At 60.5% G+C, this 13,245-nt stretch carries 12 protein-coding genes; 5 read left to right on the top strand and 7 right to left on the bottom strand.

All coding sequences use genetic code 11. The features are described from left to right. Nucleotides 1-41: 41 nt before the first annotated feature. Both waaA and ACA062_RS02250 read right to left on the bottom strand, forming a co-directional pair. On the bottom strand, nucleotides 42-1,319 hold the full coding sequence (waaA, locus tag ACA062_RS02255) for a lipid IV(A) 3-deoxy-D-manno-octulosonic acid transferase (protein ID WP_497455042.1): 1,278 nt from the start codon (nucleotides 1,317-1,319) through the stop codon (nucleotides 42-44). Next, entirely contained in the window at nucleotides 1,312-2,232 is a 921-nt protein-coding gene (locus tag ACA062_RS02250) for a LysR family transcriptional regulator (RefSeq protein ID WP_497455041.1), read from the bottom strand. Before ACA062_RS02250 ends, waaA begins: the two co-directional genes overlap by 8 nt. Before the next feature lie 103 nt (nucleotides 2,233-2,335). Between ACA062_RS02250 and ACA062_RS02245 the strand changes: the two genes are divergently transcribed. The 4 genes from ACA062_RS02245 to ACA062_RS02230 all read left to right on the top strand — a co-directional run bounded on the left by ACA062_RS02245 (nucleotide 2,336) and on the right by ACA062_RS02230 (nucleotide 5,841). Continuing rightward, nucleotides 2,336-2,668: a DMT family transporter gene (locus tag ACA062_RS02245; RefSeq protein ID WP_008027887.1), complete on the top strand. Its 333-nt coding sequence runs from the start codon at nucleotides 2,336-2,338 to the stop codon at nucleotides 2,666-2,668. A gap of 187 nt (nucleotides 2,669-2,855) precedes the next feature. Next, entirely contained in the window at nucleotides 2,856-4,031 is a 1,176-nt protein-coding gene (locus ACA062_RS02240) for an NAD(P)/FAD-dependent oxidoreductase (RefSeq protein WP_497455040.1), read from the top strand. Next, nucleotides 4,028-4,840, top strand: coding sequence for an aldo/keto reductase (locus ACA062_RS02235; RefSeq protein WP_497455039.1), 813 nt, complete (start codon nucleotides 4,028-4,030; stop codon nucleotides 4,838-4,840). Before ACA062_RS02240 ends, ACA062_RS02235 begins: the two co-directional genes overlap by 4 nt. Nucleotides 4,841-4,872: 32 nt before the next feature. Then, nucleotides 4,873-5,841 carry a metal ABC transporter ATPase gene (locus ACA062_RS02230; RefSeq protein ID WP_497455038.1) on the top strand — a complete coding sequence of 323 codons (969 nt, stop codon included), beginning with the start codon at nucleotides 4,873-4,875 and terminating at the stop codon, nucleotides 5,839-5,841. Between the two features lie 176 nt (nucleotides 5,842-6,017). On the opposite strand, the gene hldE is transcribed toward ACA062_RS02230, so the two are convergent. The 3 genes from hldE to ACA062_RS02215 all read right to left on the bottom strand — a co-directional run bounded on the left by hldE (nucleotide 6,018) and on the right by ACA062_RS02215 (nucleotide 10,613). Next, nucleotides 6,018-7,442 carry a bifunctional D-glycero-beta-D-manno-heptose-7-phosphate kinase/D-glycero-beta-D-manno-heptose 1-phosphate adenylyltransferase HldE gene (gene hldE / locus ACA062_RS02225; protein WP_497455037.1) on the bottom strand — a complete coding sequence of 475 codons (1,425 nt, stop codon included), beginning with the start codon at nucleotides 7,440-7,442 and terminating at the stop codon, nucleotides 6,018-6,020. A gap of 174 nt (nucleotides 7,443-7,616) precedes the next feature. Next, complete coding sequence (gene msbA, locus ACA062_RS02220; protein WP_497455036.1) at nucleotides 7,617-9,425, bottom strand: lipid A export permease/ATP-binding protein MsbA; 1,809 nt, start codon at nucleotides 9,423-9,425, stop codon at nucleotides 7,617-7,619. 15 nt (nucleotides 9,426-9,440) lie between these two features. After that, nucleotides 9,441-10,613: an O-antigen ligase family protein gene (locus tag ACA062_RS02215; RefSeq protein ID WP_497455035.1), complete on the bottom strand. Its 1,173-nt coding sequence runs from the start codon at nucleotides 10,611-10,613 to the stop codon at nucleotides 9,441-9,443. 150 nt (nucleotides 10,614-10,763) lie between these two features. Here ACA062_RS02215 and ACA062_RS02210 point away from each other — a divergent pair, with 150 nt between their 5' ends. After that, a complete protein-coding gene (locus ACA062_RS02210; protein ID WP_497455034.1) occupies nucleotides 10,764-11,330 on the top strand; it encodes a BUD32 family EKC/KEOPS complex subunit in 567 nt (188 codons plus the stop codon). Here the strand turns inward: ACA062_RS02210 and ACA062_RS02205 are convergent. Continuing rightward, nucleotides 11,325-12,422 (bottom strand): glycosyltransferase, encoded by a 1,098-nt coding sequence (locus ACA062_RS02205; RefSeq protein WP_497455033.1) that lies wholly within the window; start codon nucleotides 12,420-12,422, stop codon nucleotides 11,325-11,327. The two genes, ACA062_RS02210 and ACA062_RS02205, sit on opposite strands and share 6 nt — an antisense overlap. A 45-nt stretch (nucleotides 12,423-12,467) precedes the next feature. Then, nucleotides 12,468-13,229: a glycosyltransferase family 2 protein gene (locus tag ACA062_RS02200; RefSeq protein WP_497455032.1), complete on the bottom strand. Its 762-nt coding sequence runs from the start codon at nucleotides 13,227-13,229 to the stop codon at nucleotides 12,468-12,470. Nucleotides 13,230-13,245 lie beyond the last annotated feature (16 nt).

The raw sequence follows: 13,245 nt of genomic DNA, 5'->3' as shown, positions 1-13,245 counted from the left end.
AGGGAAGCACCTATGATCTTTTTTGGTTCAGGCAACGCGGTCTAACGCTCAATCAACCGCCCCAACCCATCCAGCAACCGCTGCAACGCCCCCTGGTTGCTGCGCATCACGTTCAACCCCGCCTCCGCCATCCGCTGCGCATCCCTCGGTAATTCGAACAGCCGCTGCACCGCCACCGCCAAGCCTTCGGCATCCTCCACTTCCTGCAACGCCCCGGCACTGCGCAACTGCGCGGCGATCTCGAGAAAGTTGAACAGGTGCGGCCCGCTGAGCACCGGTTTGGCCAGCGCTGCCGGTTCCAGCAGATTGTGCCCGCCGTTCGGCACCAGGCTGCCGCCGACGAAAGCACTGTCGGCCAGGGCATAAAGAAACAGCAATTCGCCCATGGTGTCGCCCAGCAACACCGAAGTACCCGCGGTCACCGGCTCGCCCGTGGAACGGCGCACCGTCGCGAAACCCTGCTGCCGGCACAACTCGAACACTGCATTGAACCGCTCCGGATGGCGCGGCACCAGAATCAGCAACGCATCGGGATGACGGGTGAGCAATTGGCGATGAGCCGCCAGCACCACTTCGTCTTCACCTTCATGGGTGCTGGCGGCGATCCATACCGGACGCTCTTGCGCCTGCCATTGCGCGCGCAACGCGGCGGCACGCTGGAGCAATGCCGGGTCGATGGTCAGGTCGAACTTGATCGAACCGGTCACTTCGACCGTTTCCGGACGCGCACCCAAGTCACGGAAGCGCTGGGCCTCGGCCTCGGTCTGCACCGCGAACAGGCTCATCTCGGTGAGCATCGGCCGGGTCAATTTCCTGAAACGACCATACCCCTTGGCCGAACGCTCGGACAGGCGCGCATTGGCCAGCGCCACGGGAATCCCGCGCTTGGCGCACTGATGAATATGGTTGGGCCAGAGCTCGGTTTCCATGATCACTGCCAGTGTCGGCCGGACCCGATCAAGAAATCGCGCAGCGGCGCAGGGCAAGTCGTATGGAAGATAGCAGTGCTGAATGCGCGGTTCATTGGCGAACAGTGCCTGGATGCGCTCCGAACCGGTCGGGGTCATGCAGGTCACGGTAATCGGCAGTGTCGGATAACGCTGCAGCAAGGCGCGAATCATCGGCGCGGCGGCAATGCTTTCGCCCACGGATACCGCGTGCACCCAGATACCGCCCGGTTTCATCGCCGGCAGTGCGAGGGAGAAACGTTCGCCGATGCGCTTGGCATAGGCCGGCGCCTTGCGCGCCCGCAGCCACAGCCGAATCGCTACCAATGGCAGCCCCAGGTAAAACAGCGCGGTGTAGAGAGTTCTATTCATGGCGGCGGAGTTTATCGGGTTTTTCGCCAATCGCCTGCAAGTGCACGGCAAAACGTTCCGCCAGCCAACGGGCGGCCGGACCGAGGGGTTCGTCGCGGCGCCAGACCAGTTCCACGATCAACGCTGGCGGGGTCCATTCGCTGTCCAGTTCGACCATCAGCCCTTGATAAGCCGGATATTGCACCACGTGTCGCGGTAGCCAGGCCCAACCGAGGCCGCGCACCAGCCATTCGGCCATCACGTAGAAGCTGTCAGCCCGCCAGACTTGCGGACTGGCGGGTTCACTGCCGGGATAGACGCTGGACTGGGTGGACATCAGCAACTGCCGATGCCGTGCCAGTTGCTGGCAGTCGACACGAGACTGCTCCGCCAGTGGATGCCCGACGCCGCATACCGTGACCATTTCAACACTGCCCAACACCCGCCGCTCGAGTGCTTCGGGGATCTGATCGTGATAAAACAGCAAGCCCAGATCAGCTCGACGCTCTACCAGTTTGCGCGCCACATCGCCCTGGGCTGCGCTGGTCAACTGCACTTCAAGACTGGGAAATTTTTCCGCCAGGGCCTCGAAGCTTTCGATGATCGGTTGGTAGGGCATGGCTTCATCCTGAGCCACGCGCAGACGAGCCTCCTGGCCGCGCATCATCGCCAGCGCCCGGCCGTTGAGGCGTTCACATTGACGCAGCACTTCCCGCGCCTCGTCCAGCAAGGCATTGCCGGCCTCGGTGAGTTTCGGCTGGCGGCCACTGCTGCGATCGAACAGGCTGACGCCCAAGTCCTCTTCCAGCAGCGCAATCGAGCTGCTGACCGCCGACTGCGCCTTGCGCTGGTCCCGCGCCACGGCGGAGAACGACCGCTGCTCCGCCACGCTGACAAACAACCGCAACTGGTCCAGATTCCATTGCATGTTCATGGCTAAACCCATCGCAATAACAGATAGGTAATGACTTTACCGCATCTGAAGAATCTCTAGAATGCCGAACTCGCAAAGCAACACTTCACATGAGGATGCACCTATGACCGCTTACTACTACCTGGCCATTGCCATCTGCGCCGAAGTGATCGCCACTGTTTCGATGAAAGCGGTCAAAGGATTCAGCACGCCGTTGCCGCTGATCCTGGTGATCGTCGGCTACGGCATCGCCTTCTGGATGCTGACCCTGGTGGTGCGCAGCGTGCCGGTGGGCGTGGCCTACGCCGTCTGGGCCGGCATGGGCATCGTGATGGTCAGCGTTGCGGCGTTGTTTATTTACGGGCAGAAACTGGATGTGCCGGCGATGCTGGGGATGGCGCTTATCGTACTGGGTGTCGTAGTGATCCAACTGTTCTCCAAAACTGCCGGTCACTGAGATCTAATTGTGGGAGCGAGCTTGCTCGCGATAGCGGCAGCGCATTCAACATCAATGTTGACTGACCCGACGCCATCGCGAGCAAGCTCGCTCCCACAGGTTTTGCGTCCTCCCAAAGATCACCACCAAATCCCCTCTTCGTCGAGCCTGTATACTGCGCCCTCGTCTTGAACACTGAGGTCGCTGCATGCCATCCGTTATTTCCACCGACGTTCTGATTGTCGGCGCTGGAGTCGCCGGGCTCTGGCTGAATGCGCGCCTGCGCCGCCAGGGGTTTTCGACCGTGCTGGTGGAAAGCGCCAGCCTCGGTGGCGGGCAGACTGTGAAATCCCAGGGCATCATCCACGGCGGCGCCAAGTACGCACTGCATGGCGCCCTGACCGGCGCCTCGGAAGCCATCGCCGACATGCCGCGGCGCTGGCGTGAAGCGCTGACCGGGGACGGTGAGCTGGACCTGTCCGGCGTGCGCCTGCTGTCCGAAGCGCATTACCTCTGGTCTCCCGGCACCCTCGCCGGCAATCTCACCAGTTTCTTCGCCAGCAAAGCCGTGCGCGGTCGCGTCGATCAGGTCACCGGTGAGCAATTGCCTCCGGCCCTGCAAGACAAGCGCTTCAAAGGCAAGGTCTATCGGCTGGCGGAACTGGTGATCGACGTACCCAGCCTGATCCAGCGCCTGGCCGATCTGGCGGGAGACAGCTTGCTCGCCGGGCAGAAGATCGAGCCGTTGCTGGAGGGTGGGAAGCTGATCGGCCTGAAGGTGGACGAGCGCGAGATCCGCGCCCAGCGCATCGTCTTGAGCGCCGGCGCCGGCACCGCGACCTTGCTTGAGACACTGGGACTGACCCATCCCGCCATGCAACGCCGACCGTTGCACATGATCATCGCCAAAGGCCCGGGGCTCAAGCCGCTGTATGCCCACTGCCTGGGCGGTGGTACCAAACCGCGTATTACCGTGACCACGCACCCGGCTGCCGACGGACAATGGGTCTGGTACCTGGGTGGCGATATTGCCGAAGCCGAAGGTGTCGCGCGCGATCCCGCCGCGCAAATTGCCACGGCCCGCAAAGAACTCGGCCAGTTGTTGCCATGGATCGACCTGAGCACGGCGCAGTGGGCGACCTTGCGCGTGGATCGCGCCGAGCCGCTACAATCCGGATTGACCCGCCCCGACAACGCGTTTCTTGCCGAAGAGGGCCGGCTGCTGGTCGGTTGGCCCACCAAACTGGCACTCGCGCCAGACTTCGCCGACCGCGTCATCAGTTCATTGCAACGGGACGGCATCCAGCCAGGCCATCCGGCACCGCTGCCCGAACTGCCAAAACCGCCGATGGGCATTCCAGCCTGGGAACAACTGCTGCCATGAGCCAACCCACCCTGCACGATCTGCATCGCCCTCTGGGTAGCACCGGCCTGCTGGTTTCGCCCCTGGGCCTGGGCACGGTAAAACTTGGCCGCGACCAAGGTGTGAAGTACCCCAACGGTTTCCAGATCCCCGGCGATGACGAAGCGCGCATGCTGCTCAAACTCGCTCGCGACCTGGGCATCAACCTGATCGATACGGCCCCGGCCTATGGCCGCAGCGAAGAACGCCTTGGCCCGTTATTGCGTGGCCAGCGTCAGGACTGGGTGATCGTCAGCAAGGTCGGCGAAGAGTTTGCCGACGGTCAGTCCCGACACGATTTCAGTGCCGCCCATACCCGACTCTCGGTGGAACGCAGCCTGCAACGTCTGGAAACGGATTTTATTGACCTGGTGCTGGTGCACTCTGATGGCAACGACCTGGCGATCCTCAATGACAGCGAAGCCTATGCAACCCTTGCCGAGCTCAAGCGCCAAGGCAAGATTCGCGGTTTCGGCTTTTCCGGAAAAACCGTCGAAGGCGGTTTGAAGGCTCTGGAACAAGGTGATTGCGCCATGGTCACCTACAATCTGAATGAACAGAACGAGAAGCCGGTCATTGACTATGCTGCTGCCCACGGCAAAGCCATCCTGGTTAAAAAAGCCCTCGCCAGCGGTCACGTCTGCCTGAGCCCAGGCGTGGACCCGGTGCGCGCCAGCTTCGAATTGTTGTTTGAACATCCGGGTGTCGCCAGTGCTATTGTCGGGACCATCAATCCGCTGCACCTCGCCCACAACGTCGCGACCGCTGCCCAGGTCCTACGTAGAAACTGACGCCGCCGACGCGGCCTTAAGCAGGAGCCGACATGCCGCGTACGCTCATAAGAAAGAACCCGAGCAACTTCAAGACCCTGCCGTTATTCGTCGAAGCGACCCCCGAAGGCTTGAGTTATCAGAGCGTCGGGATGCCGCTCAATTTTTCCCAGACCCTGCAACGTCGCCGCCCGGTGACCGTAGCCAACACCGAACGTTTCGCGCTGGAGCTGGCCAATCTCGGCGTCTCGGTGCGCTTGACCCTGCATTGGCAGAATCGCGATTACTGGGTGTTGGTGCGTCAACGGCGGCAGGATCGCGGCGATGTGGTGCTCAAGTTGATCTCCGGCTACGTGCCGGCCCACGAACTGAACCTGCCGCTGCACACCGCGATCCAGGAGATTGCCGAAGAGTGCCTGCTGGAAACGCCGGAAGGCTGGCTGGGCGGACGCTTCAACGACACGTGGTTGCCGGCGCCCTACGCTTCAGCCCTGCATTACCGTGAAGCCATGCCTTTTCGCCTCACCCCGTTGTCAGGCGCGGCGCGACCGGTGCGTTGCGCCAACCTGCAACTGATCGAACGTCCGCGGGCTTACGTGCACTTGCCGACGGCGTCGTTGCAACTGATCTATGACCTGCGCCTGGAAGTGCCCAAAGAAGCCAAATCCCTGAGCCTGTTTCATGTCGACGAGCGACTGGAAGGCGATCACCTGGTGGCCCGGCTCGACCGCAAGCGTCCCGACCTTTATTTGATGCCACTGCAAGACGGCCAGCCGATGGCTGAGCTCTTTACTTTGAAAAAGGATCAGTTGTACCCGGCGAGTACTCGCGGGTTGTACCTGGCAGAAAGCTTCGCCCGACAGGAAGGCTGGCTGGTACGTGATGAGCGGATTCGCTGGAAGGATTGGGTGCGGGAGCAGGGGTTGAACCCGCCGGGGAAGGATTCCGGTCTGGCGCGGTTGCGTGGGAAGGCCAAGCAACTGCTGAAGAAGATCGTGCCGCGTAAAAAAGTCAGCCTGTAGGAGCTGGCTTGTCGGATCGCCGCACCGCAGCGAAGGACTCAAGGACACCGCTCTGTAGGAGCTGGCTTGCCAGCGAAGGACTCGAGGACACCGCGTTGATTCAGTAAACACGCGTTATCGTTGACGACCTTCGCTGCGGTGCGGCGATCCGACAAGCCAGCTCCTACAGGGGGCGATCATTCGGACTTGCGGATCTTCTCGACAATCGCCGTGGTCGAGCTGTTTTCAACCAGCCCCAGCACTTTCACGATGCCACCATACGTGGTCACGATGTCTGCACCAACCACCTGCTCGATCCCGTAATCACCGCCCTTGACCAGCACGTCCGGCTTGACTTCGCGCAGCAGGTTTTCCGGAGTGCCTTCAGCGAAGCTGATCACCCAGTCCACAGCGCCCAGACCCGCCAGTACGGCCATGCGCCGGTCGACGCTGTTGATCGGACGACCCGGCCCTTTCAGCCGGCTCACCGACGCATCGTCGTTGACCGCCACGATCAGACGATCGCCCTGGGCCCGCGCCTGTTCGAGGTAGGTCACATGGCCGGCGTGCAGAATGTCGAAACAACCATTGGTGAAGACGATCTTCTCGTTGTGCGCACGCGCATCGTCGACCGCCAGCAACAGCTGCTCGAGACCCAACACGCCGCGCTCGGAACCTTCTTCACGCTGGATGGCCCGCCGCAGTTCCGGGGCGCTGATGGCCGCCGTACCGAGCTTGCCGACCACGATGCCCGCCGCCAGGTTGGCCAGGGCCACCGCGTGGGGCAGTTCTTCACCGGCGGCAATCGCTGCCGCCAGGGTGGAAATCACCGTGTCGCCGGCACCGGTCACGTCGAACACTTCACGGGCACGGGCCGGCAGGTGCAACGCCGGATGATCCGGACGCAGCAAGGTCATGCCGTGTTCGCCACGGGTCACCAGCAATGCGCCGAGGTCCAGGTCATGCATCAACTGCGCGCCCTTGCTCACCAACTCGTGCTCATCGGCGCAGCCACCGACGATGGCTTCGAACTCGCTGAGGTTCGGCGTGATCAGGCTCGCACCACGGTAGATGGAGAAATCCTTACCCTTGGGGTCGGCCAGCACCGGAATGCCACGGGCACGGGCGGCCTGGATCAGCACCTGATGGTTTTTCAGCGCGCCTTTGCCATAGTCCGACAGTACCAGCACCTTGATGCCTTCGAGCAGTTCGTCGACCTGCTCGCCCAACGCCAGGGCGTCGGTGGCGAAGGGTTCTTCAAAGTCGATACGCAGCAGTTGCTGGTGACGACTCATGACCCGCAGCTTGACGATGGTCGGCTGGTGCGCGATGCGCTGGAACAATGCCCGCACGCCTGCGCCCTTGAGGCTATTGACCAGGCTGTCGGCGGCTTCATCGTCGCCAGTGACGCCGACCAGCGACGCCGGGGCACCGAGGGCGGCAATGTTCAACGCAACGTTGGCGGCACCGCCCGGGCGGTCCTCGATTTGCTCGACCTTGACTACCGGTACCGGCGCCTCAGGGGAAATCCGTGAGGTACCACCATGCCAGTAACGGTCGAGCATGACATCGCCGACCACCAAGACAGGGGCTTGATCGAATCGCGGCATGGACAACTTCATGGTGCAACCCACATACAAAATGAACAGGGGCGCGATATTAACACAGGCTTGGCGTGGGCTTGTGTGACGGCTGCAACGGGATGATTCGGCTGGGTTTTCCGATCATGAGAACTGGCCGGACGCATTGCACGTCGGGCGTGCGAGAGGGTGAGCCAGGCCCACCCTCTCGCCGGTTCAGGCGATGCCGGCCGATACCGGCTCGTCCAGCCCCATCGCATGCAGGCGCGAATAGTAGCCATTTTGCGCCAGCAGCTGGGCGTGGGTGCCACGCTCGACGATTTCCCCATGGTCCATGACCAGGATCAGATCGGCTTTCTCGATGGTCGACAAGCGGTGCGCGATCACCAGGGTGGTGCGACCTTTCATGACATGATCCAGGGCCGCCTGAATATGCCGCTCGGACTCGGTATCGAGCGCCGACGTCGCTTCGTCGAGAATCAGCAAGGGTGCATTCTTCAACAGGGCACGGGCAATCGCCAGACGTTGACGCTGTCCGCCGGACAGCAATACGCCGTTTTCCCCGACCTGAGTGTCCAGCCCCTGCGGCATTTCCGAGATGAAGTCCATCGCGTAGGCATCCGTGGCGGCCTTCTCGATATCGGCACGCGGTGCATCGGCCAGGTCGCCGTAGGCGATGTTGTTGGCAATCGTGTCGTTGAACAGGGTCACATGCTGCGTGACTTGCGCCACATGCCGACGCAGGTTGCGCAGGCGATAGTCTTCGATTTCCACGTCATCAAGCATGATTTCGCCGACGTCGTGGTGATAGAAACGCGGAATCAGGCTGGCCAGGGTCGACTTGCCGCTCCCCGACCGACCGACCAGGGCGATCATTTGCCCCGGCGCCGCGGTGAAGTTGATGTTTTTCAGCACCTCACGCTCGGTCCCCGGGTAGGTGAAACTCAGGTTGCGCACTTCCAGGTGGCCGCTCACGCGATCACGTTCGACGGTGCCGTTGTCGACCTCAGGTTCGACGTCCAGTTGCTCGAAAATGCTTTCGGCACCGGCGACGCCTTTCTGGATGGTCGAACTGACTTCCGACAGCTGTCGAATCGGCTTGGGCAACAGACCCGCCGCGGTGATGTAGGCCACCAGATCACCGGCGGAGGCGTCGCCGCGCAGAAACAGCACCAGGAACATCAGCACCGCCATGGCGGTATAGATCACCAACTGCAGCATGGGCGTGTACACCGCACCGGTCTTGGTCATGCGCAATTGTTTGTCGGTGTTGCCCTGGCTGGCCTCGGCAAAGCGACGCTTTTCATAGTTCTCGCCACCGAAGCTGCGCACTACGCGATATCCCTGGATGGTCTCCGAGGCCACGTGAGTCACGTCGCCCATCGCCACCTGGATCTTCTTGCTCTGCTTGCGAAATTTCTTGCTGGTATTGCCAACCATGAACGCGATGACCGGCAAGATCGCCAGCATCACGATCGTCAGTTTCCAGTTCATCCACACCAGATAGGCAAACAGGAACACCACGGTCAGGCCTTCACGGATGACCACCTTGATGGCGTCCGTGGCTGCGCCGGTCACCATGGTCACGTTGAAGGTGATGCGCGAGATCAGATGCCCGGAGTTGTGGGTATCGAAATAGCGATTGGGCAGTACCAGCAGCTTGTTGAACAACTCGACACGCAGGTCGTGGACCAGGCCCAGGGAAACCTTTGCCAGGAAGTAGTTGCCCAGGAATGACCCCAGGCCTTGCCACGCGGCGATCAGGATGATCAGCAACGGCACGGCCATCAGCAACTGCAAGTCTTTCAGGTAGGGGACGTTGGGGAAGAGCACCGCTTCAGGATTGCTCAGGCCATCGACGAAATATTTGAGGATCCCCGCCAGCATGGGCTGAGTGGAGGCAAATATCACGAAGCCCACGATACTCAGCAGGAAAAGGCCGGTATAGGGTTTTACATACCCCAACAGCCGAAAATAGATTTTCAAGCTGGAATCCTGTCCCGCTTTGGGCGGTGCGTCACTCATCGTAGAGCTCACTGATTAGGAAGAACGCGAAATTTTATCACAAGCGCCGGAATCGGCCCGCGCCCATACCAAAACACCGGCCAGACCTACGGGCAACCAACTGATGAACCACTCTGCCCTTGGCGTTCCGGTCAGACTGGCCGCGTCGAATTGCATGGCCAGGGACGAAAATAGCCAGATGCCGATGACACCTTGGCCATAGAGTGTTTCCCGGGCCTTCCAGGCTTGATACAGGATTGCAATCCATGCCGCGCACCACAATAACAGGCCCGGCAGGCCCAGCTCGATAGCGACATGGGTGAACAGGTTATGGGCATGGTCAAAGTAGATGCCGTCGGCGAACACTCTGTAGGCGCCACCCAGCCCCAACCCCTGCCACGGATGTTCGGCGATCATTTGCAGGCTTGCCATCAGGATTTGCGGACGATAGGAAACACCACGGGCCAACACCAAAGGCTCGAGAAACCAGAAAGCCAGCATCGCGACTGTCAATGCCGACACGGCAATGATCCGGCTGCGACGATCACGGCACCAGATGGGCATGGCGAGCAACGTCAGAAACAACGCCAACGCCGCACCACGGCTCTGGCTAAGCACTACAAATACCCCCAGCAACCCTAGCGCGAGCGCCCAGACCGCTTGCAGCCAGCGATCCCGTGGGACCCAATGCACAAGCCACACGGCCGCCAGCCCGATGACATACCCCCCCAGAATCGGATGAGCCAACTCGCCCAACCCCTCGACGCGCGCATACCAGACGTTGCCATTGATCATGTAAAACCTGACCATCGCCGCCAACGCAGTCAACGCCAACCCCAAGCCGCCCCATTGCATGACGCGTATGACCCGCTCGGGTCGGGCATTGGCAAAGACCGGGAAGAACAGCAGAAACACACTGATATACAACAAACGCTTGGCTTCGCGACCCGCGTCCTCGGCGTTGGTCCATGAAAGGCTGATCAATGACCAGACCATCAGACCGAGCAATGGCAGGTAGACCCAGCGCTGTTTATCGAGCAGTTCTGCGAGCCTGGCCCGTGATGACCAGGCGAACATTATGGCCGGCAGCCAGAGCGTTGCGACCAGGCCCTGCTGATAGAGTTTATTGGTAGGCGCAACGGCGATGGCCAACAGGAACCACAGCAGACCGATCGTCATCCATGCTTGCGCCCAGCGTGTTTCCTGCATCAATGTGCTCCTTGATTGGTTCGCCCCGCCTAACCCGGCATGGTTAAAACTGAAACTTTTCGGCATCATTGCCCGCCACTGTGCCCCGCTATTCCAACAAGGCTTCCTACGATGCAATGCTCCCGACTTGCGCAAGACGCTTTAAATCGAATGATTGAAGGCGCCAGAATACTGGAGGCCGATAGCTTCGGCCCGAAAGTCTACCTGTTGCAGGACGGGAATATCCTCAAACTGTTCCGGCGCAAGCGTATTTTTTCCTCCGCCATGTTTCGTCCGTATTCGAAGCGCTTCATCGACAATGCCATCGAACTGCAAAAACTGGGTGTGCCCACCTTTGAGGTCCTGCAGTTCTTCCGACTGCAAGCCCCAGGCATGACGGCTGTGCTTTACCGGCCTCTGCCCGGAGAAACTCTGCGCCAGATTGCCGACAAGGACGGTTTCAACTGGCAGGAGGCCCTACCTGCTCTGGCGGGCCTGATACGCAGTCTTCATTCGTCGGGGATCTACTTTCGTTCATTGCACCTGGGAAACATCGTGGTGACACCGGACAATCGAATGGGCCTGATCGATGTGGCGGACATGCGTTTCATGCGGGCACCGCTGCCCAGGCATCTGATCAAGCGCAACCTGCAACACTTCGCCCGCTATATTGCACGAGAGAACCTGAACGGCAGCTTTCCAATGCAAGCGCTGGAGCAAGCCGTTCTGCCGTCATGAGAGCAATCGGCGGGCGACTTGACTGAAATCCGACCAGGCCTGGTCCGGCGCCAGTTCCAGGTATTGCTCCGCGGCGACGTTTTTCCCGCAGACGCTGAACGCGCGCACGATGGCATCGCGCCAGGCACTGACATCATCGACGGGGGCGTACCAGCCCGTATGAGCCAACTGCTCGCGGAACACCGCCAATTCGCTGGACATGACCGGCACGCCCGCCATCACGGCCTCTTGCATGATCAACCCCAGCCCCTCGCTGAGTGAAGGGATTGCGACCCAGTCGAAGGCGCTGTAAAGCTGCGCAGCCTCGTTGAGGTGACCTGGCAACGAGACACGGGCATTCAATCCCAGGTGGTCGATGCGAGCCTGCAGCGCTGCTCGGGTCGATCCTTCGCCAATGATCACCAGGCGCAGATCGGGTCGTTGCTGCAAGGCCGAAGTAAAGGCCTCGAACAGACACGCAAAACCCTTCTTGTCCTCGAATCGTCCGACCGCACCAAGCACCGGCGTATTATCCAGGGGCAATCCCAACCGGGCACGGGCCTGCTCTCGCGGGAGCACTGCCGAACGGAAGGAGGCGGGGTCGAACGCACTGCGCAGGGTCATCACGGGCAATTGGAGGTCGCCGCTCAACTGGGTGGCCAAGGTATTGGACACTGCAACCAAGGTCAGCCGGGAAGACGCAGTGAGCTGCTCAAAGAGCGCTCGATCCGCAGCACGCAGACGCGTAGAACCATGAAAAATCACCACCGCGCGGATATGTGGCAGTGTTTTGAGAAGCGGCAACAGCGTGCGCGCGACGCCCAAACCATCGAGCAGCAGCAGGCGCGCCTCGCTCTGCATGAGCGCCTTCTGAAAACCGGCCTGCATCCAGGGCTTCGTCAGCCGCCAGAAATGCCGCCCTTTCAAGCGGGCAGAGGACAGTTTCCATTCCCGGGCGTCGCCAACGCTCTGCCCGCACTCGGACATGCTGCCTTGCAGCAACCAGGTCTTCACTGATGCAGTGGGGCCAGCCTGCGAGAGAATTTGCTGATGAACCTTGTGAATCGATGCGTAGGGAGCACCACCGGACCACATGACGTTAAGGATATTCATAGAGCAACAAGCCAATGCAAGGGTCCCGGGTGACAAGCGGTGCACTTAGTTGATGAACCAGCCAATGCAGACTCCCAGCAATAGAAACAATCCGGACTTCACATGGTCACGTCGACTGCGGCGCACCTTGCGCCGACGTTCAACCGACGTCTGTACATGGAGGCCAAATCCGGTATGCCGAACGGCATCCCCTTCCAGCGTCACGGCAGTCAGATCGAGCTGTGCATAACGCTGCGACAACGCCTTTTCCCCACCGTGTTCGGCAAATGGGGCGCAGAGTCGATATTCCTTCATGCGACGCAGCCCGGGATTCAGCGAAAAACTCTGCCATTCGGGTTTATCGGAGATTAGCGGGTAACACGGCACCCCACCGATAATTTCACGTGCGCCGAGGTGAATGTAGGGGCTGTGAACACACAGATCGTAAATATAGTTACGCAACCACACCTGGAGAATTTCCGGGCGCAACTCGAGGATGGTTATGGAGTCTTCCACAAACCCCGGGCGATAGAACTCCCAGTCATCTTCGCAATGAAAGATGTAGGGCGTGCTGACGTGTTCGTACGCCAGATCGATCGACGCCAACTGGCCGAGCTTCGGGCGATTGACGAACACCGTGCAGTGATCTTTCCAATGGGCGGGAATAACCGAGTGCACCTGATCATCCCCTGCATCTTCAGTGATGAAGACTTCGCGGATGGCGGCTGTATTGAACCGGTCAAAACTCTCGAGAGTTATTTTGAGCAGGTCCAGGCGGCCACAGCTGGTGACCACTAATGTGATGTTACTTTCTTTAGAAAAGTGCACCTGATTCCCGATTAAA

The sequence above is a fragment of the Pseudomonas sp. LBUM1679 genome (assembly GCF_059695565.1).
Note: the sequence above shows the minus strand (reverse complement) of the source record. Positions and strands in the feature narration are given on the sequence as shown.